The organism is Tropicimonas sp., from assembly GCF_047971885.1.
Taxonomy (GTDB): Bacteria; Pseudomonadota; Alphaproteobacteria; order Rhodobacterales; family Rhodobacteraceae; genus Tropicimonas.
Genome location: NZ_JBKEAE010000024.1, coordinates 1 through 22,690 on the forward strand (window position 1 = coordinate 1; position 22,690 = coordinate 22,690).

23 protein-coding genes are annotated in these 22,690 nt (G+C 64.1%); 21 read left to right on the plus strand and 2 right to left on the minus strand.

All coding sequences use genetic code 11. The annotated features are described in order from the left end of the window. Positions 1–264: 264 nt before the first annotated feature. The 21 genes from ACK5IR_RS02930 to ACK5IR_RS03030 all read left to right on the plus strand — a co-directional run bounded on the left by ACK5IR_RS02930 (position 265) and on the right by ACK5IR_RS03030 (position 20,440). Entirely contained in the window at positions 265–630 is a 366-nt protein-coding gene (locus ACK5IR_RS02930) for an NADH-quinone oxidoreductase subunit A (RefSeq protein WP_416925740.1), read from the plus strand. Next, positions 621–1,154, plus strand: a complete 534-nt coding sequence (locus ACK5IR_RS02935) for a NuoB/complex I 20 kDa subunit family protein (RefSeq protein WP_416925742.1) — start codon at positions 621–623, stop codon at positions 1,152–1,154. Before ACK5IR_RS02930 ends, ACK5IR_RS02935 begins: the two co-directional genes overlap by 10 nt. Positions 1,155–1,197: 43 nt before the next feature. Continuing rightward, on the plus strand, positions 1,198–1,806 hold the full coding sequence (locus tag ACK5IR_RS02940; RefSeq protein ID WP_416925744.1) for an NADH-quinone oxidoreductase subunit C: 609 nt from the start codon (positions 1,198–1,200) through the stop codon (positions 1,804–1,806). Next, positions 1,803–2,231, plus strand: a complete 429-nt coding sequence (locus ACK5IR_RS02945; protein WP_416925746.1) for a GFA family protein — start codon at positions 1,803–1,805, stop codon at positions 2,229–2,231. The genes ACK5IR_RS02940 and ACK5IR_RS02945 overlap by 4 nt, the downstream gene beginning before the upstream one ends. Next, positions 2,228–3,454, plus strand: coding sequence for an NADH-quinone oxidoreductase subunit D (locus tag ACK5IR_RS02950; RefSeq protein WP_416925748.1), 1,227 nt, complete (start codon positions 2,228–2,230; stop codon positions 3,452–3,454). Before ACK5IR_RS02945 ends, ACK5IR_RS02950 begins: the two co-directional genes overlap by 4 nt. A 141-nt stretch (positions 3,455–3,595) precedes the next feature. Beyond that, positions 3,596–4,681 (plus strand): NADH-quinone oxidoreductase subunit NuoE, encoded by a 1,086-nt coding sequence (nuoE, locus tag ACK5IR_RS02955; RefSeq protein ID WP_416925750.1) that lies wholly within the window; start codon positions 3,596–3,598, stop codon positions 4,679–4,681. 16 nt (positions 4,682–4,697) lie between these two features. Further along, positions 4,698–4,928 (plus strand): DUF5337 family protein, encoded by a 231-nt coding sequence (locus ACK5IR_RS02960; protein WP_416925752.1) that lies wholly within the window; start codon positions 4,698–4,700, stop codon positions 4,926–4,928. A 12-nt stretch (positions 4,929–4,940) separates the two neighbouring features. Continuing rightward, a complete protein-coding gene (gene nuoF, locus ACK5IR_RS02965; protein ID WP_416925754.1) occupies positions 4,941–6,221 on the plus strand; it encodes an NADH-quinone oxidoreductase subunit NuoF in 1,281 nt (426 codons plus the stop codon). 276 nt (positions 6,222–6,497) lie between these two features. Beyond that, entirely contained in the window at positions 6,498–6,647 is a 150-nt protein-coding gene (locus ACK5IR_RS02970; protein WP_416925756.1) for a hypothetical protein, read from the plus strand. 223 nt (positions 6,648–6,870) lie between these two features. Then, a complete protein-coding gene (gene nuoG / locus ACK5IR_RS02975; RefSeq protein WP_416925758.1) occupies positions 6,871–8,892 on the plus strand; it encodes an NADH-quinone oxidoreductase subunit NuoG in 2,022 nt (673 codons plus the stop codon). Between the two features lie 203 nt (positions 8,893–9,095). Beyond that, on the plus strand, positions 9,096–10,133 hold the full coding sequence (gene nuoH, locus ACK5IR_RS02980; protein WP_416925760.1) for an NADH-quinone oxidoreductase subunit NuoH: 1,038 nt from the start codon (positions 9,096–9,098) through the stop codon (positions 10,131–10,133). A gap of 3 nt (positions 10,134–10,136) precedes the next feature. Beyond that, a complete protein-coding gene (gene nuoI, locus ACK5IR_RS02985) occupies positions 10,137–10,631 on the plus strand; it encodes an NADH-quinone oxidoreductase subunit NuoI (RefSeq protein WP_416925762.1) in 495 nt (164 codons plus the stop codon). Then, a complete protein-coding gene (locus ACK5IR_RS02990) occupies positions 10,628–11,035 on the plus strand; it encodes a carboxymuconolactone decarboxylase family protein (RefSeq protein WP_416925764.1) in 408 nt (135 codons plus the stop codon). Before nuoI ends, ACK5IR_RS02990 begins: the two co-directional genes overlap by 4 nt. A 1-nt stretch (position 11,036) precedes the next feature. Next, on the plus strand, positions 11,037–11,651 hold the full coding sequence (locus tag ACK5IR_RS02995; RefSeq protein WP_416925766.1) for an NADH-quinone oxidoreductase subunit J: 615 nt from the start codon (positions 11,037–11,039) through the stop codon (positions 11,649–11,651). 150 nt (positions 11,652–11,801) lie between these two features. After that, positions 11,802–12,107: an NADH-quinone oxidoreductase subunit NuoK gene (gene nuoK, locus ACK5IR_RS03000; RefSeq protein WP_416925768.1), complete on the plus strand. Its 306-nt coding sequence runs from the start codon at positions 11,802–11,804 to the stop codon at positions 12,105–12,107. 6 nt (positions 12,108–12,113) lie between these two features. Further along, complete coding sequence (nuoL, locus tag ACK5IR_RS03005) at positions 12,114–14,228, plus strand: NADH-quinone oxidoreductase subunit L (protein ID WP_416925770.1); 2,115 nt, start codon at positions 12,114–12,116, stop codon at positions 14,226–14,228. Between the two features lie 3 nt (positions 14,229–14,231). After that, complete coding sequence (locus ACK5IR_RS03010; RefSeq protein ID WP_416925772.1) at positions 14,232–15,782, plus strand: NADH-quinone oxidoreductase subunit M; 1,551 nt, start codon at positions 14,232–14,234, stop codon at positions 15,780–15,782. A gap of 1 nt (position 15,783) precedes the next feature. Further along, positions 15,784–17,229 carry an NADH-quinone oxidoreductase subunit NuoN gene (nuoN, locus tag ACK5IR_RS03015; protein ID WP_416925774.1) on the plus strand — a complete coding sequence of 482 codons (1,446 nt, stop codon included), beginning with the start codon at positions 15,784–15,786 and terminating at the stop codon, positions 17,227–17,229. After that, positions 17,216–17,977, plus strand: coding sequence for a biotin--[acetyl-CoA-carboxylase] ligase (locus tag ACK5IR_RS03020; protein WP_416925776.1), 762 nt, complete (start codon positions 17,216–17,218; stop codon positions 17,975–17,977). The genes nuoN and ACK5IR_RS03020 overlap by 14 nt, the downstream gene beginning before the upstream one ends. A gap of 16 nt (positions 17,978–17,993) precedes the next feature. Further along, positions 17,994–18,773 carry a type III pantothenate kinase gene (locus ACK5IR_RS03025; RefSeq protein WP_416925778.1) on the plus strand — a complete coding sequence of 260 codons (780 nt, stop codon included), beginning with the start codon at positions 17,994–17,996 and terminating at the stop codon, positions 18,771–18,773. Further along, positions 18,770–20,440 carry a ribonuclease J gene (locus ACK5IR_RS03030; protein ID WP_416925780.1) on the plus strand — a complete coding sequence of 557 codons (1,671 nt, stop codon included), beginning with the start codon at positions 18,770–18,772 and terminating at the stop codon, positions 20,438–20,440. Before ACK5IR_RS03025 ends, ACK5IR_RS03030 begins: the two co-directional genes overlap by 4 nt. A 58-nt stretch (positions 20,441–20,498) precedes the next feature. Here ACK5IR_RS03030 and ilvN read toward each other — a convergent pair whose 3' ends face one another. Continuing rightward, on the minus strand, positions 20,499–21,062 hold the full coding sequence (gene ilvN, locus ACK5IR_RS03035) for an acetolactate synthase small subunit (protein ID WP_416925782.1): 564 nt from the start codon (positions 21,060–21,062) through the stop codon (positions 20,499–20,501). A gap of 105 nt (positions 21,063–21,167) precedes the next feature. After that, positions 21,168–22,690, minus strand: a 1,523-nt coding sequence (gene ilvB / locus ACK5IR_RS03040; protein ID WP_416925784.1) for a biosynthetic-type acetolactate synthase large subunit, incomplete at its 5' end; no start/stop codon positions are given.

Below are 22,690 nucleotides of genomic sequence, written 5' to 3' on the forward strand. Positions count from 1 at the left end.
GCCGAGGGCATTTCCGCCTTTTTCGCCCGGCGCAAGCCGTCCTGGGAGGAAAACTGACGCCTTGCGCCGCGACTCCGGGCGATCTGCGGCATCAGGCCGCTGGATCCGGCGCCGGGCGGCATGCCCTTCGTCCTTGCGGGCAAGGGCAAATCCCTGCTCGGCGCGGCAAGCCGCCGGTTGACCCCACCCTGGCCCGCGCGTAAACCGCAAATTAGCCCGAGACCACCTGCGCGGGGCCTCGCGCCGGCAGACAAGGAGCCAAACGTGGAAGACCTTCTCAGAGAATACCTGCCTGTTCTCATATTTCTCGTCATCGCCATCGCGATGGGGCTCGCCTTCGTCATAGGTGCATGGCTGATCGCCCCGGCCGATCCCGACCCGGAAAAGCTGTCGACCTATGAATGCGGCTTCAACGCCTTCGACGACGCGCGGATGAAGTTCGACATCAGGTTCTACCTCGTCGCGATCCTGTTCATCATCTTCGACCTCGAAGTCGCCTTCCTGTTTCCGTGGGGCGTGGCCTTCAGCGGCATCTCGATGGCGGCGTTCTGGTCGATGATGGTTTTCCTCGCCGTGCTGACGGTCGGCTTTGCCTACGAATGGAAAAAGGGAGCCCTGGAATGGGAGTGAGCACGTCCCGCTTCGACGCCGGCCCCGACAAGGAGGTCGCCACCCAGGTCCTGAACCGCGAGTTGCAGGACAAGGGATTCCTCGTCACCTCGACGGCCGATGTCATCAACTGGGCGCGCACCGGCTCGCTGCACTGGATGACCTTCGGTCTGGCCTGCTGTGCCATCGAGATGATCCACGTCTCGATGCCGCGCTACGACCTGGAGCGTTTCGGCACCGCGCCGCGCGCCTCGCCGCGCCAGTCCGACATGATGATCGTCGCCGGTACGCTGACCAACAAGATGGCGCCGGCGCTGCGCAAGGTCTACGACCAGATGCCCGAGCCGCGCTACGTGTTGTCGATGGGGTCCTGCGCCAATGGCGGCGGCTACTATCACTACAGCTATTCCGTGGTGCGCGGCGTCGACCGGATCGTGCCGGTCGATGTCTATGTGCCGGGCTGCCCGCCGACCGCCGAGGCGCTGCTTTACGGTATCCTTCAGATGCAGCGCAAGATCCGGCGGACGGGCACGATCACCCGCTGACCGCCGTGTCAGCGCAGGCCAAACGACAAAGGACGACGCCGGGATGAGCGAAGCACTTCGAGAACTGGGCGAATGGATCGCCGAACGCCGCCCCGACAGCGTGATAAGCTGGAAGGTGGCGCTCGGACAGTTGACGGTCGAGGTACCGCCGGCGTCGGTCGTGGGGTTCATCGAATTCCTGCGGGCCGATGCCCATTGCCGCTTCACCACGCTGATCGACATCACCGCAGCCGACTATCCACAACGGGAAAAGCGCTTCGACGTGATCTATCACCTGCTGTCGATGCACCAGAACCATCGGATCCGCGTCCGCGCGGCGGTGCGCGAGGACGAGAGCATTCCGTCGCTGACCGGTGTCTTTCCTGGCGCGAACTGGTACGAGCGCGAGGTGTTCGACCTGTTCGGCGTGCTGTTCGCCGGTCATCCGGACCTGCGCCGCATCCTGACCGATTACGGCTTCCGCGGCCATCCGCTGCGCAAGGATTTCCCGACCACGGGTTACACGGAGCTGCGCTACGATTCGGCGCTCAAGCGTCTGGTCTACGAGCCGGTGACGCTGGTGCATGATTTCCGGCAATACGATTTCATGTCGCCCTGGGAAGGGGCCCGCTACATCCTGCCGGGCGACGAGAAGGGCGGGGAGGCGAAATGAGCGGTCCGCAGCGTGCAAGCTGCCTGTGCGGCGCCTGTTCCTTTAGCGCGGTGCCTGTGGGCGAGGCCGGCGTGTGCCATTGCGGCATGTGCCGCAAATGGTCCGGCGGCATGTTCATCGCGGTTCAGACCGAGGGCGGGCTGGCGTTCGAGCCCGGCGCGCCGGTTGGCCGGTATGTTTCGAGCGACTGGGGGGAGCGGGTCTTTTGCCGCGAATGCGGTTCGACCCTTGCCTGGCAGTCGCGGGACGGCAGCCATTGCTCCGTCTCGATTCAGGTATTTGACGATCCGGCGCAATTTCCGGTCACCACCGAGATCTTCATTGACCGCAAGCCGGGCAATTACGCTCTGGCGAACGAGACGACGAAGATGACCGAAGCGCAGGTTTTCGAGATGTACGCCCCCAAAGCGGAGGATGGCGCATGATGGACGGAGGCAAGGGTTTCGAGGACGTTCGCACCGGCGAGCAGCGAATCCGCAACTTCAACATCAACTTCGGCCCCCAGCACCCGGCGGCGCATGGCGTGCTGCGCATGGTGCTCGAACTCGACGGCGAGATCGTCGAACGGGCCGATCCGCATATCGGACTGCTGCACCGCGGCACCGAAAAGCTGATGGAATCGCGCACTTACCTGCAGAACGCGCCCTATATGGACCGGCTCGATTATTCGTCGCCGATGAATCAGGAGCATTCCTATTGCCTGGCCATCGAGAAGATGACCGGGGTGAAGGCGCCGCGCCGCGCCAGCCTGATCCGGGTTCTGATGGCCGAGCTTTCGCGCATCGGCAACCACGTGATGAACGTGACGACCGGGGCGATGGATGTCGGCGCGCTGACGCCGCCGCTCTGGGGGTTCGAGACCGGCCGCGAGGAACTGTTTGTCTTTTTCGAGGCCGCTTCGGGCGGGCGCATGCACAGCAACTACTTCCGCCCCGGCGGCGTGCATCAGGATCTGACACCCAGGCTGATCGACGATATCGAGGAGTGGTGCGAGCGGTTCCCCACGACGCTGGACAACCTCGACGAGCTTCTGACGGAAAACCGCATCTTCAAGCAGCGCAACGTCGATATCGCCATCGTGACGGAACAGGACGTGTACGACTGGGGAATGAGCGGCCCGATGGCCCGTTCGGCCGGTCTGGCCTGGGATCTGCGCCGTGCGCAACCCTATGAGTGCTCCGACGAGTTCGACTTCAGGATTCCCGTCGGCAGGAACGGCGATTGCTTCGACCGCTACCTGATCCGGATGGAGGAGATGCGCCAGTCGGTCTCGATCGTCAAACAGGCGATCGCCAAGTTGCGCGCGCCCGACGGGCAGGGCGACGTGCTGGCGCGTGGCAAGCTGACACCGCCGAAGCGGGCCGACATGAAGACCTCGATGGAAGCGCTGATCCATCACTTCAAGCTCTATACCGAGGGCTTCAAGGTTCCGGCGGGCGAATATTATTGCGCGACCGAGGCGCCAAAGGGCGAATTCGGCGTCTATATCATCGCCGACGGAACCAACCGGCCCTATCGGGTGAAAATCCGCGCGCCCGGCTTTGCGCATCTGCAAAGCACCAACCATCTTGGCAGCGGCCACCAGCTGGCGGACATGACGGCGCTCATCGCTACGCTTGACATCGTGTTCGGCGAGGTCGACCGGTGACAGATTTTCCGGCCATCCCGCGCTTTTGCGGCGCCGCTTCGGGCCGTTCCGCGGCAACCGGCACGGCCGCGGCCTTGAGTTCCGCAAGCCGCAGGCCCGGCTCGTCGCGCATCCGCGCAAGACTATTCTGAGAGGCAACGAATGCTCCGCCGTCTGTATCCCGATCAGCCTGATAGCTTTGCCTTCACGCCCGCCAACCTGGCATGGGCGACGGCACAGATCACCAAGTTCCCGCAGGGGCGCGAGGCGAGCGCGGTCATTCCGCTGCTGTGGCGCGCGCAGGAACAGGAGGGCTGGCTGACCAGACCGGCGATCGAATATGTCGCCGACATGCTGGGCATGGCCCATATACGCGCGCTGGAAGTTGCGACCTTCTACTTCATGTTTCAGTTGCAACCGGTTGGTTCCGTTGCGCATATTCAGGTTTGCGGCACGACGACCTGCATGATCTGCGGCGCCGAGGATCTGATTTCGGTCTGCCGCGACAAGATCGCCGACAAGGCGCATCAGCTTTCGCCGGATGGCAAGTTCAGCTGGGAAGAGGTCGAAGGTCTCGGTGCCTGCTCGAACGCGCCGATGGTTCAGATCGGCAAGGATTTCTACGAGGATCTGACGGCGGAGAAATTCGCCTGGATTCTCGACGAACTGGCGGCCGGCCGCGTGCCGGCGCCCGGGCCGCAGAACGGCCGGGTAGGCTGCGAACCGCTGGGCGGCCCGAAGGTTCTGACCGAGGGCAACGAGACCGATCCAACAAACGCCTCGGTCGCCATCGCCGAAGCGCGCGGCGACACGATCCGGCGCATCGACGGAAGCGAAGTCCCGATCCTCGCGCCGTGGAAAGACCGGGGCGGCCGGCCGCATGTCACCGAACCCGTAACGCGCGAGCGGCCGGCAAGTCCCGCCGCTGCCAGCGCGAAGACAGATGAACCCGCCCGGCCCGGCTCGCGCCCCGCGTCGCTCGACGCGCCGCGCGACGGTACGGCGGACGATCTGAAGCGGATCAAGGGAATCGGGCCGAAGCTCGAGGAACTGTGCCACAAGCTCGGCTATTATCATCTCGACCAGATCGCCGCCTGGACGCCGGACGAGGTTTCGTGGGTCGACGAGAACCTGGAAGGGTTCAGGGGTCGGGTGACCCGCGACGACTGGGTGGGGCAGGCGAAGATCCTTGCCGGCGGCGGCGAGACGGAGTTCTCGGAGCGGGTCGAGGACGGGGACGTGTACTGACGCGATGCAGGCCGTAATGAACGCAGACAGCGGGAAGACCGGGGCGTACGACCGCCGGAAGCGCAGGGTGGCGCTGGTGATTGCCGCCGCCGGTCTTCTGGCGATCTTCGGCCCGATGATCGCCGGTGCTCTGGGTCTGGCGGCCGATTACGATCTGATGTTCTATTTTGCCTCGCTGGCGGCCTTTGTCTGGGCCTTCGCGGCGGCGGTCCGGATGCGGCGGAACCCGCCCGGGGACGATGATTGAGAGGATAGAAAGATGCTGCAGGACAAGGACAGGATCTTCACCAACATCTACGGTCTGAAGGACCGCAGCCTTGCCGGTGCGCGCTCCCGCGGCTGCTGGGACGGAACCAGGGACATCATCGCCAAGGGGCGCGACTGGATTGTCGACGAGATGAAAGCCTCGGGCCTGCGCGGACGCGGCGGGGCCGGCTTCCCCACCGGTCTGAAATGGTCCTTCATGCCCAGGGAAAGCGACGGTCGGCCGCATTATCTGGTCATCAATGCCGACGAATCCGAACCCGCGACCTGCAAGGACCGCGAGATCATGCGCAACGATCCGCACACGCTGATCGAGGGGGCGCTGATCGCCTCGTTCGCGATGGGCGCGCATCAGGCCTATATCTACATTCGCGGCGAGTTCATCCGCGAGCGCGAGGCGCTTCAGTCGGCCATCGACGAGGCCTATGATGCCGGTCTTCTGGGCGGCAACGCCGCCGGGTCGGGCTGGGATTTCGACCTTTACCTGACCCACGGCGCCGGCGCCTATATCTGCGGCGAGGAAACCGCCCTTCTGGAAAGCCTCGAAGGCCGCAAGGGCATGCCCCGGATGAAACCGCCGTTTCCGGCGGGCGCGGGGCTTTACGGCTGCCCGACCACGGTGAACAACGTCGAGTCGATTGCGGTGACGCCGACGATCCTGCGCCGCGGCGGTGTGTGGTTCGCCTCGTTCGGGCGACCCAACAACACCGGTACCAAGCTTTTTGCCCTGACCGGCCACGTCAACACGCCCTGCGTGTTCGAGGAGAGCATGTCGACGCCGATGCGCGAGATGATCGAGAAATACGGCGGCGGGGTGCGCGGCGGCTGGGACAACCTCAAGGCGGTGATTCCCGGCGGGGCGTCCTGCCCGATACTGCCTGCCGAACTGTGCGGCGAGGCGATCATGGATTTCGACTGGATGCGCGAGAACAAGTCCTCGCTCGGTACCGGCTGCATGATCGTGATGGACCAGAGCACCGACGTGGTGAAGGCGATCTGGCGGCTCAGCAAGTTCTTCAAGCACGAAAGCTGCGGCCAGTGTACGCCCTGCCGCGAGGGCACCGGCTGGATGATGCGGGTGATGGAGCGGTTGGTGCGCGGCGATGCCGAAGTCGCGGAAATCGACATGCTGCTCGACGTGTCCAAGCAGGTCGAGGGCCATACGATCTGTGCCCTCGGCGATGCGGCGGCGTGGCCCATTCAGGGCCTGATCCGCCACTTCCGCAGCGATATCGAGGCCAGGATCAGGGCCAAATCGGTGATCGCGGCGGAATAGCGCCATCCGCGATTGCCCGCGCCGGAGGGGAAAGCTCCGGCGCCGCTGTCCATTGCCGAAATGCTGCGTGCATCCGGGGATCGCCACAAAAATCATCGGATCGGCTGAACCGGCTGGCAAACTGCCTGCCGGAGCGGGCTTGGGCCGGTTGATTCGGCAACGATCCGCTCAATGGCGTCCCGTATTCGTTAACAGTCATTGAAAAGTGCGGCGCCATTCCCAGTTTGACGGAGCGGCCGGGTATTTTGTGCCGTTACCGGTTTGAAGGAGAGCGAATTGCTGAGAGCATTGGTATTCATCGTGGCGGCATTGACCGCGATCACGCTTCTGGTGACGGCCAGCGACAGCTGGGCGGCCCATCAGGCGTCGGGCCTGGACACGAACCGGGATACGGTCCACTGGCAGGCCGATATCGGGAACCGCTGACGGCAGGGCCCGCGCCATGGGGTGCGGGCAAGTCATTCGATCCGTTCCCGACTGTGGCGGTGCCGACATGTTCCCCCGGGGTGGGTGAGGCATTTCGCACCGAAATCGCAGATTGGACTTCTGCCGAGAAGCCGCTAGAGAGTGTTCCAAACGGAACCGGGACGCGGCGCAGCGCCTCCGGTTGCGTCAAGGGGCAATCCCGCGATGAAGCTGGAGGCAGCGCATGAGTGACCTAACCACAATCATCATCGACGGCACCGAAGTGCAATGCGATCCGGCGATGACCCTGATCCAGGCGTGCGAGCAGGCGGGGATCGAGATTCCGCGCTTCTGCTATCACGAACGCCTGTCGATCGCCGGCAACTGCCGCATGTGCCTGGTCGAGGTTGTGGGCGGGCCGCCCAAGCCGGCCGCCTCCTGCGCGATGCAGGTGCGCGACCTGCGCCCGGGCCGCAACGGCGAGCCGCCGGAGGTGCGCACCAACTCCCCCATGGTCAAGAAGGCGCGCGAGGGGGTGATGGAGTTCCTGCTCATCAACCACCCGCTCGACTGCCCGATCTGCGATCAGGGCGGCGAATGCGACCTTCAGGATCAGGCGATGGCCTATGGGGTCGATTTCTCGCGCTTCCGCGAGCCCAAGCGCGCGGTCGAGGATCTCGATCTCGGGCCGCTTGTCGAAACCCACATGACGCGCTGCATTTCGTGCACCCGCTGCGTGCGCTTCACCACCGAGGTGGCCGGCATCTCCCAGATGGGCCAGATCGGGCGTGGCGAGGACGCCGAGATCACCAGCTATCTGGGCCGGACGCTCGATTCGAACCTGCAGGGCAACATCGTCGATCTGTGCCCGGTGGGGGCGCTGGTCTCGAAGCCCTACAGCTTCACCGCGCGGCCTTGGGAGTTGCGCAAGACCGAAACCATCGACGTGATGGACGCGCTCGGCTCGAACACGCGGGTCGATACCCGGGGCCGCGAAGTGATGCGGATTCTCCCGCGCAACAACGATGGTGTCAACGAGGAGTGGCTTTCGGACAAGTCGCGCTACATCTGGGACGGCCTGCGCCGCCAGCGGCTCGACAGGCCCTATGTCCGCAAGGACGGAAAGCTGGTGCCTGCCACCTGGGGCGAGGCGCTGAAGGCTGCGGCCGAGGCGATCAGGGGGCGGAAGCTGGCCGGGCTGGTCGGCGATCTTGCCCCGGTCGAGGCGGCGTTCGCGCTCAGGCAACTGGTCGAGGGACAGGGCGGCAAGGTCGAATGCCGCACCGATGGCGCGCGGCTGCCGATTGGCAATCGCGCTGCCTATGTCGGCACGGCGCGGATCGAGGATATCGACAGCGCCGAGATGATCCAGCTGATCGGCACCAACCCGCGCGACGAGGCGCCGGTGCTGAACGCGCGCATCCGCAAGGCCTGGCTGAGGGGGGCCACGATCGGGCTGGTCGGCGAGCCGGTCGATCTGACCTACGAATACGCCCATGTCGGCACCGACCGCGCGGCGCTCGAAAAACTGTCGTCGCAGGCGATCTCCGACGAGACGCGGGCCAGGCCGACGATCGTCATCGTCGGGCAGGGCGCGATCCGCGAGGCTGATGGTGAAGCCGTGCTGGGCCATGCGATGAAGCTGGCCGCGAACAGCAACTCGAAACTGCTGGTCTTGCACACCGCCGCCGCCCGCGTGGGCGCGATGGATGTCGGTGCCGTCAGCGAGGGCGGGCTGGCCGCCGCCATCGACGGGGCGGAGGTGGTCTTCAACCTCGGCGCCGACGAGGTGGATATCGCCGAAGGCCCGTTCGTGATCTATCAGGGCAGCCACGGCGACCGTGGCGCGCACCGCGCCGACGTGATCCTGCCCGCCGCCGCCTGGGTCGAGGAGCCGGGGATTTTCGTCAACACCGAAGGCCGCCCGCAGCTTGCGCTGCGCGCCGCCTTCCCGCCGGGCGAGGCCAAGGAGAACTGGGCCATCCTCAGGGCGCTGTCGGCCGAACTGGGAGCGACACAGCCGTGGGATTCGCTTGCGCAGCTGCGTCAGGCGCTGGTCGCCGAGGTGCCGCATCTCGGCCGGCCCGAAGCCGTTCCCGAGAATCAGGGCGAGCCGCTGGCAGCCGGTCCGCTCGGCGATGCCGCATTCCGCCTGCCGGTCAGGGATTTCTACCTGACCAACCCGATCGCCCGTGCCAGCAAGCTGATGGCGGAACTGTCGGCGCTTGCCAGGGCCCGGGCGGCGACTGCGCTGGCCGCCGAGTGATCCGGCAATGACCCCGGCAGCGGCGCATGACACTGCGCGACATCTGCGCACAAGACGGCCACAAGACTCTGGCCTTCGGTCGCCGGATGCGGTTTACACGAATTCGCCAGCGCCCGCGCGCGGCAGGCGTTCGCCCGGCCCTGAACGGGTGGGGGCGGCCTGCCGCGAGGGGCATACCCACGGTCTGAGAAAGATGAGGCACCATGGCTGACTTTCTGAACACGAACCTCGGCATCGTCGTTCTGGTCACGGCGCAGATCATGCTTCTGCTGATCATCCTGTTCGTGTCGCTGGCCTTTCTGATGTATGCCGACCGCAAGGTCTGGGCGGCGGTCCAGCAGCGCAAGGGGCCCAACGTCGTCGGTGCCTTCGGGCTGCTTCAGAGCTTCGCCGACTTCATCAAGTATCTGGCGAAGGAGATCGTCATCCCATCGGGCGCCGACAAGGCGGTGTTCCTGCTGGCGCCAATGATCTCGTTCGTTCTGGCCACCATCGCCTGGGCGGTGATTCCGTTCGGCGACGGCTGGGCGATCGCCGATCTGAACGTCGCCATCCTCTATGTCTTCGCCATGTCCTCGCTCGAGGTCTACGGCATCATCATGGGGGGCTGGGCGTCGAACTCGAAATACCCGTTCCTCGGCTCGCTCCGCTCGGCGGCGCAGATGATCTCCTACGAGGTATCGCTCGGGCTCATCATCATCGGCGTGGTCATTTCCGCCGGCTCGCTCAACTTCACCGAGATCGTGCGGGCGCAGGACGGATCCTTCGGCTTCTTCAACTGGTTCTGGCTGCCGCACTTCCCGATGGTGTTCCTGTTCTTCATCTCGTCGCTGGCCGAAACCAACCGCCCGCCGTTCGATCTGCCCGAGGCGGAATCCGAACTGGTGGCAGGCTATCAGGTCGAGTATTCCTCGACCCCCTTCCTGCTTTACATGATGGGCGAACTGATCGCGATCACGCTGATGTGCGCGCTGATCACGCTGCTGTTCTTCGGTGGCTGGCTGTCGCCGATCCCCGGCCTGCCCGATGGCGTGCTGTGGATGGTGGCCAAGATGTGTTTCTTCTTCTTCATCTTCGCGATGGTGAAGGCGATCGTGCCGCGCTACCGCTACGACCAGCTCATGCGGATCGGCTGGAAGGTGTTTCTTCCGATGTCGCTCGGCTGGGTGGTGATCGTCGCGTTTCTGGCGAAATTCGAAGTTCTCGGCGGCTTCTGGGCCCGCTGGGCGATTGGGGGCTGATCCATGACCGCGATAGACTGGACCAGGGCCGGCAAGTACTTTCTTCTTCTGGACATGCTCAAGGGCTTCCAGCTTGGCATGAAGTACTTTCTGGCGCCGAAGGCGACGGTGAACTACCCGCATGAAAAGGGCCCGCTCAGCCCGCGGTTCCGCGGCGAACATGCGCTGCGCCGCTATCCGACCGGCGAGGAGCGCTGCATCGCCTGCAAGCTGTGCGAGGCGATCTGTCCGGCGCAGGCGATCGTGATCGAGGCCGAGCCGCGCGAGGACGGCTCGCGCCGGACGACCCGCTACGACATCGACATGACCAAGTGCATCTATTGCGGATTCTGTCAGGAGGCCTGCCCGGTCGACGCCATCGTCGAGGGGCCGAACTTCGAATTCACCGCTGAAACCCGCGACGGGCTCTACTACGACAAGCAGAAGCTGCTCGACAACGGTGACCGCTGGGAGGTGGAGATCGCCCGCAGCATCGAAATGGATGCGCCCTATCGATGACCGATTTCACACGGATCTTTCAGGTGATGCTCGAGCAGAGCCAGGAAATGGCCAGGGCCATGAACCCGGCGCTGGAGAAGTTCCAGATGCCCGATTTCACCACGCTCATGCCGACCATGCCGCGCGACGCCATGGAGATGACCTTTGGCAAGACGTTCAATCCGGGTGGGTTGGACGCGAAGACACGGCTCTTCGTCACGCTGGGCGCGCTGGTCGCGCAGGGCTCGCAGATCGACCAGCAGATCAGGCTGACGGTGCGGCACGCGCTCGAGGCCGGCGCGACGCCGCAGGAGATAGCCGAGGTGATAGGCCAGATGTCGGTCTTCGGCGGGGTACCCGCCATGACCAAGGCGATGCAACTGGCACAGGCCGAGATCGTCGCCGCGCAGGAGGAAGGCAAATAGGATGACCGTCTTCAGTTTCGTCTTCTACCTTTTCTCGTTCTGCCTGCTCGCCGGCGGGCTGATGACCGGGCTGGCGAAAAGCCCGGTGCATTCGGTGCTGTGGCTGATCCTCAGCTTCCTGTCGGGCGCCGGGCTGATGGTGCTGGTGGGGGCCGAGTTCGTCGCCATGCTGCTGATCATCGTCTATGTCGGCGCGGTCGCGGTGCTGTTCCTGTTCGTCGTCATGATGCTCGATGTCGATTTCGCCGAACTGCGCGCCGGCATCGCCAGCTACCTGCCGCTTGCGGTGCTGATCGGGTTGATCCTGCTGATCCAGCTTGCCATGGTCTTCGGCACCTGGAGCGTCAGCGGCGGCGTGCCGGTTCTGGCCCAGCCGATGGCGACGCCCGACGGATATGCCCACAATACCGAAGCCCTGGGCATGATGCTCTACGACAAGTACTTCCTGATCTTCCAGCTTGCCGGGCTGGTGCTGCTGGTGGCGATGATCGGCGCCATCGTGCTGACCATGCGCCATCGCAAGGACATCAAGCGTCAGGATGTCCTGACCCAGATGTACCGCGATCCGGCCACGTCGATGGAACTGAAGGATGTCAAGCCGGGTCAGGGGCTCTAGGCGCCTGTCCCGGGCTCCGGTTCCTGCCGGGGCAGAACAGAAATCCCGAGGTCCGGGCGTTGTGCCCGGGAGCGCGGGATCAGAACGAAGCGCCAGCAACGGCGCAACGCACCGCCCCACGGGGCGAGGACAAGAACTGAGGGACCGCACATGGTCGAACTGGAACATTTCCTGGCTGTCGCGGCGACGCTGTTCGTGATCGGCGTCTTCGGGATCTTCCTCAACCGGAAGAACGTGATCATCATCCTGATGTCGATCGAACTGGTGTTGCTGTCGGTCAACATCAACCTCGTCGCCTTCTCGGCGTTTCTCGGGGATATAACCGGTCAGGTCTTTACGCTCTTCGTGCTGACCGTGGCCGCCGCCGAGGCGGCGATCGGTCTTGCGATCCTGGTCTGCTTCTTCCGTATCCGCGGCACGATCGCGGTGGAAGACGTCAGCAACATGAAGGGGTAACGGCACATGGCAACCCTCATCCTCTTCGCACCGCTGATCGGCGCCATCCTCTGCGGCTTCGGCTGGCGGATCATCGGCGAAAGGCAGGCGATGATCGTGGCGACGGCGCTGCTGTTTTTTGCCTTCCTGCTCAGCTGGATCGTCTTTCTCGGTTTCGACGGCGTGACCGAGCGGGTCTTCATCGCGCGCTGGATCGACAGCGGCAGCTTCGTCGCCGACTGGGCGATCCGCCTCGACCGGCTGACGGCGATCATGCTGGTGGTCGTCACCACCGTCTCGGCGCTCGTGCATCTCTACAGTTTCGGCTACATGGATCACGACGTGAACTTCCCCGAAGGCGAACCCTACAAGGCGCGCTTCTTCGCCTATCTGTCGTTCTTCACCTTCACCATGCTGGCGCTGGTGACATCCGACAACCTGGTGCAGATGTTCTTCGGCTGGGAGGGCGTCGGCGTCGCGTCGTACCTGCTGATCGGCTTCTACTACCGCAAGGAAAGCGCGGGTGCCGCAGCGATGAAGGCTTTCATCGTCAACCGTGTCGGCGATTTCGGCTTCGCCCTCGGGATCGCCGGCCTGTTCTTCATGGTCGATTCGATCGCCCTTTCCGATGTTTTCGCCGCCGCCCCGACACTGGCCGAAAGCACCGTTTCCTTCCTCTGGCGCGACTGGAATGCGGCGAACCTGCTTGCCTTCCTGCTGTTCATCGGCGCGATGGGTAAATCGGCCCAGTTGTTCCTGCACACCTGGCTTCCCGACGCCATGGAGGGCCCGACCCCGGTTTCGGCGCTGATCCATGCCGCGACCATGGTCACCGCCGGTGTCTTCCTTGTCTGCCGCATGTCGCCGCTGATGGAATTTGCACCCGGTGCAACCACCTTCATCGTCTATATCGGCGCGATGACCGCCTTTTTCGCCGCCAGCGTCGGTCTGGTGCAGAACGACATCAAGCGCGTCATCGCCTATTCGACCTGTTCGCAGCTCGGTTACATGTTCGTTGCCGCCGGTGTCGGCATGTATTCAGCGGCCATGTTCCACCTGCTGACCCACGCCTTCTTCAAGGCGATGCTGTTTCTTGGCGCCGGTTCGGTGATCCACGGCATGCACCACGAGCAGGATATGCGGAATTACGGCGGGCTGAAGGACAAGATGCCCGTCACCTTCTGGATCATGATGATCGGCACGCTGGCCATCACCGGCGTCGGCATTCCGTTGACCACCATCGGTTTCGCCGGCTTCCTGTCGAAGGACGCGATCATCGAAAGCGCCTGGGCCGGCGGGACGACGGCATCCGGTTTTGCCTTCTGGATGCTGGTGATCGCCGCGCTGATGACCTCGTTCTACTCGTGGCGCCTGATGTTCCTGACCTTCTTCGGTACGCCGCGCGGCGATACGCATACGCACGAGCACGCGCATGAAAGCCCGCGCGTCATGCTGATCCCGCTGGTGGTGCTGGCGATCGGCGCGATCTTCTCGGGCATGGTCTGGTACAGTTCGTTCTTCGGCCATGTCGATCAGGTTGCCAAATTCTACGGCATCCCGCTCGCCGGCGAGGCGCAGGCCGCCGCCACGGAGGGTGGCCATGAAGCTGTGGCGGAAGGCGGGGGGCATGCGAACGAAGCCGCGGATCATGCGGCCGCCGAGGGCGAGGCGCACGAGGCCTTTGGCGGTGCGCCGGGGCAGGGCGGGCTCTACTTCGCGCCTGACAACCATGTGCTGACCGATGCGCATGCCTCTCCGGCCTGGGTCAAGGTCAGCCCCTTCATCGCCATGCTGATCGGCCTGGGTATTTCGTGGCTGTTCTACATCCGCCGGCCGGAACTGCCCGGCCAACTGGCGGCGAACCAGAAACCGCTCTATGAATTCCTGCTCAACAAGTGGTACTTCGACGAGATCTACAATGCGATTTTCGTCCGGCCGGCGCGCGCGCTGGGGCGGGTTCTGTGGAAGGACGGCGACGGCAAGATCATAGACGGTTTCATCAACGGGGTTGCGCTGAAGTTCATTCCCTATCTGGCGCGCCTCGCCGGGCGGGCCCAGAGCGGATACGTCTACCAATATGCGATGGTGATGGTGCTGGGGATTGTCGTCCTCGTCTCCTGGATGACGATCGCGGGGAACTGAGACATGCAAAACCTGATCTCGATCATTACCTTCCTGCCGCTGATCGCCGCGCTGATCCTTGCCCTTTTCCTGCGTGGAGAGGACGAGGCGGCGAACCGCAACGCCAGATGGCTGGCGCTGATCGCCACCCTGGCGACGCTGTTCCTGTCGCTGTTCCTGCTGGGAGGTTTCGACCCGTCGAACACCGGGTTCCAGTTCGTCGAGGACCGCGAGTGGCTGTTCGGCCTGAAATACAAGATGGGCGTCGACGGCATCTCGATCCTGTTCGTGATGCTGACCACCTTCCTGATGCCGGTAACCATCGGCGCCTGCTGGAACGTGACCGTGCGGGTCAAGGATTACATGGTTGCCTTCCTGGTGCTCGAGACGCTGATGATCGGCGTCTTCACCTCGCTCGACCTCGTTCTCTTCTACCTGTTCTTTGAGGGCGGGCTGATCCCGATGTTCCTGATCATCGGCATCTGGGGTGGCAAGGAGCGCATCTACGCCGCCTTCAAGATCTTCCTCTACACCTTCCTCGGCTCGCTGCTGATGCTGGTTGCGATGCTGGTGATGTATGTCGATGCCGGCACCACCGACATTCCGTCGCTGATGCAGCATACCTTCGCCTCCGAGACCTTCCCGGTGCTGGGTATCCGGGTCGTCGGCGGGGTGCAGACGCTGTTGTTCCTCGGCTTTTTCGCCAGCTTCGCGGTCAAGATGCCGATGTGGCCGTTCCATACCTGGTTGCCCGACGCGCACGTCCAGGCGCCGACAGCGGGGTCGGTCGTTCTGGCGGCAATCCTGCTCAAGATGGGCGGCTACGGTTTCCTGCGCTTCTCGCTGCCGATGTTTCCGGTCGGCGCCGAGGTCATGTCGACCTTCGTCTTCTGGCTTTCGGCCATCGCCATCGTCTACGCCTCGCTGGTGGCGCTGGCGCAGGAGGACATGAAGAAGCTCATCGCCTACAGTTCGGTGGCGCATATGGGCTATGTCACCATGGGTATCTTCACCGTGAACCATCAGGGGCTCGATGGCGCGATCTTCCAGATGCTCAGCCACGGGTTCGTCTCGGGCGCGCTCTTCCTTGTGGTCGGCGTGGTCTACGACCGGATGCACACCCGCGAGATCAGGGCCTATGGCGGGCTGATGGTGCGGATGCCGGTTTATGCGCTGATTTTCATGCTGTTCACCATGGCCAATGTCGGGTTGCCGGGCACCTCGGGCTTCATCGGCGAATTCCTGACGCTGATGGCGATCTTCCAGGTCAATACCTGGGTGGCGGTTGCCGCGACCTCGGGCGTCATCTTCTCGGCCTGCTACGCGCTGTGGCTCTATCGCCGGGTGATGCTGGGCGATCTGATCAAGGAAAGCCTGAAGTCGATCAAGGATGTCAGCGCGCGCGAGAAGGCGATCTTCGCCCCGCTCGTCGTCATGACGCTTCTGCTCGGGGTTTACCCGTCGCTTGTGACCGATATCACCGGTCCCGCCGTCGAAGCGCTGATCGGACGCTACGAGCTTGTCCTGAACGACTATCAGCCGGCGGTTGAGCTGGCTCAGACTGGAGATCACTGAGATGACGTCTGCCGATCTCGCAATCCTGCTGCCCGAGATATTCCTCGCGGCCTACGCCATGGTGGCGCTGCTTGTCGCGGTCTGGACCGGCAAGGACGAAACGGCGCAGTTTCTCTGCTGGGTCACGGCGGCCATTCTGGTTGCGGTCGCCATCTGGGTGTCGCTGTCGGGCGGGGTGACGCGCACCGCCTTTGGCGGGATGTTCGTCGACGATGCGTTCGCGCGCTTCGCCAAGGTCACGCTGCTTCTGGCGGCCGCGCTGGTACTGATCCTGTCTGAGGGGTTCTTCAGCCGCCGCGGTGCGCTGGTGTTCGAATATCCGATCCTGGTCGCCCTGTCGGTTGTCGGCATGATGATCATGGTTTCGGCCGCCGATCTGATCACGCTCTACATGGGGCTCGAACTGCAATCGCTGTCGCTCTATGTGATCGCGGCGATCCGCCGGGACAGTCTGAAGTCGACCGAGGCGGGGCTGAAGTACTTCATCCTCGGGGCGCTCAGTTCGGGCCTGCTGCTCTATGGCGCCTCGCTGACCTATGGCTATGCCGGCACCACCGAATTCAAGGGCATCTACAGCGCCGCGACTGACGGGCATGTCGGGATCGGCCTGCTGATCGGCCTGACCTTCCTGATTTCCGGCATGGCCTTCAAGGTATCGGCGGTGCCGTTCCATATGTGGACGCCCGATGTCTACGAGGGTTCGCCCACGCCGGTCACCGCGTTCTTCGCCTCGGCGCCCAAGATGGCGGCCATGGCGATGTTCGCCCGCGCGCTGTACGACGCCTTCGGCGATGCGGTGGCGGATTGGCAGCAGATCATCGCCCTGCTGGCGGTGCTGTCGATGTATCTCGGCGGTATCGCCGGGATCGCGCAGCGCGACATCAAGCGGCTGATGGCCTATTCGTCGATCTCGCACATGGGGTTTGCCCTGATGGGGCTTGCCGCCGGAACGGCGATCGGGGTCGAGGCGATGCTGGTATACATGGCGATCTACGTCACCATGAACATCGGCACCTTCGCCTTCATCCTGTCGATGGAGCGTGACGGCCAGCCGGTGACCCGGATCGACAGCCTGAACATGCTGTCGAAGAAAGAGCCGGTCACCGCCTTTGCCATGCTGGTGCTGCTTTTCAGCCTTGCGGGGGTTCCGCCGCTGGTGGGCTTTTTCGGCAAGTTCGCCGTGCTGACCGCCGCGCTTGGCGCCGGTCTTACCTGGCTTGCCGTTCTTGGCGCCGTCGCTTCGGTGATCTCGGCCTTCTATTACCTGCGGATCGTCTATTTCATGTATTTCGGCTCGGACGACACGCAGAAGATCGACGGCCGGATGAGCCCGGTCCAGTGGGGAATTCTCATGGGATCGGCGGCGATCATGGTGCTAGGAGTCGTCAACCTCTTTGGTGTGGAAGGCCTGGCGGCCAACGCGGCGGCCTCTCTTGTCGGCAACTGACAACTGGCCGGCGGGATACGACCGTGTGGTGCTGCCCCGCGTGGACAGCACCATGGCCGAGGCCGCGCGGCGGGTCGGAATGCTGGGCGGTCCGACTTGGATCATGGCGCACGAGCAGACCGAGGCGCGCGGCCGGCGGGGGCGGCGCTGGTTCTACCCCAAGGGAAATTTCGCGGCGACACTTGCCATGCGCCCGGCGGCGAGCGCCGAGCAGGCCGCGCTGCGGAGCTTCGTGGCGGCGCTGGCGCTGTTCGATACTTTCGTGACGGTGAGCGGACGCGCCGAGGCCTTTGCGCTCAAATGGCCCAACGACGTGTTGCTGAACGGCGGCAAGGTCGCCGGCATCCTGCTCGAATCGGCCGGACAGGGCAGCCGGGTCGATTTCCTGCTGATCGGGATCGGGGTGAATCTGGCTGCGGCGCCGGCGCAATCCGAGGTTGACCCCGGGGCGCTCAGGCCCGTGTCGCTTCTGTCCGAGACCGGTGCGGCGGTCAGCCCCGAGGATTTTCTCGGCTTTCTCGCATCCGCCTATGCGCGCTATGAGGCGCAGTTCGAAAACCGGGGGTTTCCGGCGATACGCGAAGCCTGGCTTGCCCGTGCAGCGCGGCTTGGCGAGCCCGTCACCGCCCGCATGGCATCCGAAACCGTCACCGGAACGTTCGAGACGCTGGACGAACATGGCAACATCGTTCTTGCCACGCCGGGTGGGCGCCGTAGCATTGCCGCGGCAGAAATCTTCTTTTCCTGATCGAGAAAGGCCGCCCATGCTGCTCTGTATCGACACCGGCAACACCAACACGGTCTTTTCGGTCTGGGATGGCGAGCGCTTCCTGACCACGCTGCGCACCGCGACCGAGCACCAGCGCACGGCGGACCAGTATTTCGTCTGGTTCTCGACCCTGATGCAGCATCAGGGCATTCCCGTCGATATCGACGAGGTCATCATCTCGTCCACCGTGCCGCGCGTGGTGTTCAACCTGCGGGTTCTGTCGGACCGCTATTTCAACTGCCGGCCGCTGGTTGTCGGCAAGCCCGATTGCCTGCTGCCGAACCCGCCGCGCGTGGACCGCTCGGCGCAGGTCGGACCCGACCGGCTGGTCAACACGGCCGGGGCCTTCGACCGCCACGGCGGCGACCTGATCGTGGTCGATTTCGGTACCGCGACCACGTTTGACGTGGTGTCACGGGATGGCGCCTATATCGGCGGCGCCATCGCACCGGGTGTCAATCTCAGCCTTGAGGCACTTCACCTTGCGGCGGCGGCACTGCCGCATGTCGATATCACCAAACCCGAAAGGGTGATCGGCACCAATACCGTGGCCTGCATGCAATCCGGTGTCTTCTGGGGCTATGTCGGGCTGGTGCAGGGCATATGCGGGCACATCCTGGCAGAACGGGAACGTCCGATGAAAATCATCGGTACCGGGGGGCTTGCGCCGCTGTTCAGTCAGGGTGAAGTTCTGTTCGATATCATCGAGGACGACCTGACCATGCACGGGTTGACGGTCATCCACCGATACAACAAGGAAAACAACACGATATGAGCGGAAACGAGCGGTTGATCTACCTCCCCCTCGGCGGGGCGGGCGAAGTCGGCATGAACGCCTATGTCTACGGATGGGGCAAGCCGGGCAAGGAGCGGCTGATCCTTGTCGATCTGGGCGTGACCTTTCCCGACATGGACACGACCCCCGGGGTCGACCTGATCATGGCGGACATCGCATGGCTGGTCGAAAACGTCGACCGGCTCGACGCGATATTCATCACCCACGGGCACGAGGACCACATTGGCGCGCTGGGGCTGTTCTGGCCGGAACTGAAGGCGCCGGTCCATGCGCGCAGGTTCACCGGCCATCTTGCGGCGCGCAAGCTGGAGGAACGCGGAAGCGATCCGGCGCAGGTGAGCGTGGTCGGTGCGTGGCCCGAAACGGTCGAGGCCGGTCCGTTCAGGGTGGGGTTCGTGCCGGTGTCCCATTCGATTCCCGAAAGCTCGGCACTGGTGATCGATACGCCTGCGGGCCGCATCGTGCACACGGGCGATCTGAAGCTCGATGGCGCGCCGGTTGTCGGCGAGCCGTTCGACCCGGAACTCTGGCATGAAATCGCCGGAAGCGGGGTCAAGGTCCTGACCTGCGACAGCACCAATATCTTCGTCGAACGCCCAGGTCGGTCGGAATCGACGCTGGGGCCGAATATCCGCGAGCTTGTCGCCGGGGCGCGCGGCATGTTCGTGGCGACGACATTCGCCTCGAACGTGGCGCGGGTGAAGACGCTTGCCGAAGCGGGGCGCGATGCCGGTCGTTCGGTCTGCCTGATGGGGCGGGCGATGCTGCGCATGGTTCAGGCGGCGACCGAGACCGGCGTGCTGACCGACTTTCCTCCGGTCATCACCCACGAGGAAGCCGAGGACGTGCCACGCCAGAACCTGATGCTGATCGTTACCGGCAGCCAGGGAGAACGCCGCGCCGCAACCGCGCAACTCAGCCGCGGCAAGTACCTGGGGATGGAACTGGCCGAGGGCGATAGCTTCCTGTTTTCCTCCAAGACCATCCCCGGAAACGAACGTTCGGTGCTGAGGATCGTCAACGCGTTCTCGGAACTGGGGGTCGATGTGGTGGACGACCGGAGCGACCTCTATCATGTTTCGGGCCATGCCAACCGCCCCGACCTCGAGGCGCTGCACGAGTTGATGAAGCCGCAGATGATGATCCCCATGCACGGCGAGCACCGGATGCTGCGCCGTCACGCCGAAGTGGCCGAGGCGAAGGGGATCGCATCCTGCGTCGCGGTCAACGGAACGATGCTGGATCTTACAGGCGACCGGCCCGAGGTTGCCGGTCACGTTGAACCCGGACGCGTCTATCTGGACGGGACGATGAAGATCGGGGCACTGGACGGGGTGATCCGCGACCGCATCCGCATGGCGCTGAACGGGCATGTGATGCTCAGCGTGATCCTCGACGAAGAGGACGAGCCGCTGGGTGACCCCTGGGCCGAGATCATGGGGCTTGCCGAAACCGGCAGTTCCGGCACGCCGATAGCGGAGTTGATCGAGGCCGAGGCCGGACAGTTCATGGCCCGCGCCGCCGGCAAGATCCTGGTCGACGACGAGAAGCTGGAATCCGGCCTGCGCCGGGTGGTTCGCCAGGTGACGGTCGAGGAAATCGGCAAGAAACCCGAGGTTACTGTGGTAATCTCGCGCCTGGGCTGACCTGCGGATACGGGACGCGGCCGCGACCGGCCGCGCCCGGGCAAGGCAGCCGTGCGGGTCAGTCTTCGCCGCGGGTCAGGGCGGCCACGCCGGTGCGGGCAATCTCGACCAGACCGAGCGGGCGCATCAGGTCGGCGAAGGCGTCGATCTTTTCGGTCGAGCCGGCCACCGAGAAGATGAAGCTTCCGAGCGTCGAATCCACCACATGGGCGCGGAAGATATCGGCGAGCCGCAGCGCCTCGACCCGCTTGTCGCCGGTGCTCGATACCTTGAGCAGGGCAAGCTCGCGTTCGACCGAGGGGCCCTCGACCGTCAGGTCGTGCACCGCGTGCACCGGCACCATCCGCCCCAACTGGGCCTTGATCTGCTCGATCACCTGCGGTGTGCCGGTGGTCACGATGGTGATGCGCGAGCGGTGGCCGGTATGGTCGACCTCGGCCACGGTCAGGCTTTCGATATTGTAACCGCGCCCCGAGAACAGGCCGATCACGCGGGCAAGCACGCCTGCCTCGTTGTCGACCACTACGGCGAGGGTGTGGCGTTCGATGACTTCTTCGTTGGGATTGCGAAGGTCGTAGGCGGAATGCCGCGACGATCCCTGCTTGATGTTGAGTGCGCTCATCGGTTTCCCCGTCTCTGGCGCCATCCCCGGATTGCGCCGCTTTCGTTACAATGCCGGTATCGCCGGCGAAAGGGTGCGCCGGGCAATACCGGCACACCACGCCTGTCAGACCAGAACGGCGCCCGAACTGCCGATGACATCCCTGGTCGATGCCTCGCCCAGCAGCATGAAGTTGTGCGGCTCGCCGGACGGGATCATCGGGAAGCAGTTCTCGTGCTTTTCGACAAGGCAGTCGAAGATCACCGGGCCGTCGTGGGCTATCATCTCGATGATCGCATCGTCCAGATCGGCGGGGTCGGATACCTTGAAGCCCCTGGCGCCGAAGGCTTCGGCCAGCTTGACGAAATCGGGCAGTGCCTCGGACCACGAATGGCTGTAGCGCTCGCCGTGCAGCAGTTCCTGCCACTGGCGCACCATGCCCAGCCGTTCGTTGTTGAGGATGAACTGCTTGACCGGCAGGTCGTACTGGGCGGCGGTTCCCATTTCCTGCATGTTCATCAGGAACGAGGCATCGCCGGCGATGTTGACGACCAGACTGTCGGGATGGGCCACCTGCACGCCGATCGAGGCCGGCAGGCCGTAGCCCATGGTGCCCAGGCCCCCGGACGTCATCCAGCGGTTCGGCGCGTCGAAGGTCAGGAACTGCGCCGCCCACATCTGGTGCTGGCCGACATCGGTGCAGAAGTACCGGTCGCGCCCCTTGGTCAGTTCCTCCAGCCGTTGCAGCGCGTATTGCGGTTTGATCACCTTGTCCGAGTTCTTGTAGGACAGGCAGCGGATTTCCTTCCACTCGTCGATCTGCGCCCACCATTTTGCCAGCGCCTCGCGGTTCACCTTGCGGCCGCGCGCCTTCCAGATGCGCAGGGCGTCTTCCAGCACATGGCCGACATCGCCGATGATCGGAATGTCGGTGCGGATGACCTTGTTGATCGAGCTTGGGTCGATGTCGATATGCGCCTTGACCGAATTGGGGCTGAAATCGGCGATCCGGCCGGTGATACGGTCGTCGAAGCGGGCGCCGACGTTGATCATCAGATCGCAGCCGTGCATCGCCAGATTGGCCTCGTAGAGGCCGTGCATGCCCAGCATCCCCAGCCAGCTTTTGCCCGACGCCGGATAGGCGCCCAGACCCATCAGGGTCGATGTGACGGGAAAGCCCGTCGCATCGATGAACTCGCGCAGCAACTGGCTGGCGAGCGCGCCGGAGTTGATCACCCCGCCACCGGTATAGAAGACCGGCCGTTCGGCCGTTTCCATCGCCGCGACCAGTTCGGTGATCATCTCGATATCGCCCTTGACGCGCGGGTGGTAATGCCCCTTGGGCGCCTCGCGCGGGCCGAGATAGGTGCCGGTGGCGAACTGCACGTCCTTGGGAATGTCGATCAGCACCGGGCCGGGCCGGCCGGAGGTGGCGACATGAAATGCCTCGTGGATCGTTTCGGCCAGATCGTCGGTATCCTTGACCAGCCAGTTGTGCTTGGTGCAGGGGCGGGTAATGCCAACCGTGTCGGCCTCCTGAAAGGCGTCCGAACCGATCATGAAGGTCGGCACCTGGCCCGACAGCACGACCATCGGGATCGAATCCATCAGCGCGTCGGTGATGCCGGTGACGGCATTGGTCGCGCCCG

Excerpts from the sequence above, each read along its gene's own strand:
- ACK5IR_RS02945 (WP_416925746.1), top strand. The coding sequence starts at position 1,803 with ATGAGCGGTCCGCAGCGTGCAAGCTGCCTGTGCGGCGCCTGTTCCTTT.
- ACK5IR_RS03025 (WP_416925778.1), top strand. The coding sequence starts at position 17,994 with ATGCTGCTCTGTATCGACACCGGCAACACCAACACGGTCTTTTCGGTC.
- ACK5IR_RS02935 (WP_416925742.1), top strand. The coding sequence starts at position 621 with ATGGGAGTGAGCACGTCCCGCTTCGACGCCGGCCCCGACAAGGAGGTC.
- ACK5IR_RS03030 (WP_416925780.1), top strand. The coding sequence starts at position 18,770 with ATGAGCGGAAACGAGCGGTTGATCTACCTCCCCCTCGGCGGGGCGGGC.
- nuoF (WP_416925754.1), top strand. The coding sequence starts at position 4,941 with ATGCTGCAGGACAAGGACAGGATCTTCACCAACATCTACGGTCTGAAG.
- ACK5IR_RS02990 (WP_416925764.1), top strand. The coding sequence starts at position 10,628 with ATGACCGATTTCACACGGATCTTTCAGGTGATGCTCGAGCAGAGCCAG.
- nuoK (WP_416925768.1), top strand. The coding sequence starts at position 11,802 with ATGGTCGAACTGGAACATTTCCTGGCTGTCGCGGCGACGCTGTTCGTG.
- nuoN (WP_416925774.1), top strand. The coding sequence starts at position 15,784 with ATGACGTCTGCCGATCTCGCAATCCTGCTGCCCGAGATATTCCTCGCG.
- ilvN (WP_416925782.1), bottom strand. The coding sequence starts at position 21,062 with ATGAGCGCACTCAACATCAAGCAGGGATCGTCGCGGCATTCCGCCTAC.
- nuoE (WP_416925750.1), top strand. The coding sequence starts at position 3,596 with ATGCTCCGCCGTCTGTATCCCGATCAGCCTGATAGCTTTGCCTTCACG.
- ACK5IR_RS02940 (WP_416925744.1), top strand. The coding sequence starts at position 1,198 with ATGAGCGAAGCACTTCGAGAACTGGGCGAATGGATCGCCGAACGCCGC.
- nuoG (WP_416925758.1), top strand. The coding sequence starts at position 6,871 with ATGAGTGACCTAACCACAATCATCATCGACGGCACCGAAGTGCAATGC.
- nuoL (WP_416925770.1), top strand. The coding sequence starts at position 12,114 with ATGGCAACCCTCATCCTCTTCGCACCGCTGATCGGCGCCATCCTCTGC.
- nuoH (WP_416925760.1), top strand. The coding sequence starts at position 9,096 with ATGGCTGACTTTCTGAACACGAACCTCGGCATCGTCGTTCTGGTCACG.
- ACK5IR_RS02995 (WP_416925766.1), top strand. The coding sequence starts at position 11,037 with ATGACCGTCTTCAGTTTCGTCTTCTACCTTTTCTCGTTCTGCCTGCTC.
- ACK5IR_RS03010 (WP_416925772.1), top strand. The coding sequence starts at position 14,232 with ATGCAAAACCTGATCTCGATCATTACCTTCCTGCCGCTGATCGCCGCG.
- ACK5IR_RS02950 (WP_416925748.1), top strand. The coding sequence starts at position 2,228 with ATGATGGACGGAGGCAAGGGTTTCGAGGACGTTCGCACCGGCGAGCAG.
- nuoI (WP_416925762.1), top strand. The coding sequence starts at position 10,137 with ATGACCGCGATAGACTGGACCAGGGCCGGCAAGTACTTTCTTCTTCTG.
- ACK5IR_RS02960 (WP_416925752.1), top strand. The coding sequence starts at position 4,698 with ATGAACGCAGACAGCGGGAAGACCGGGGCGTACGACCGCCGGAAGCGC.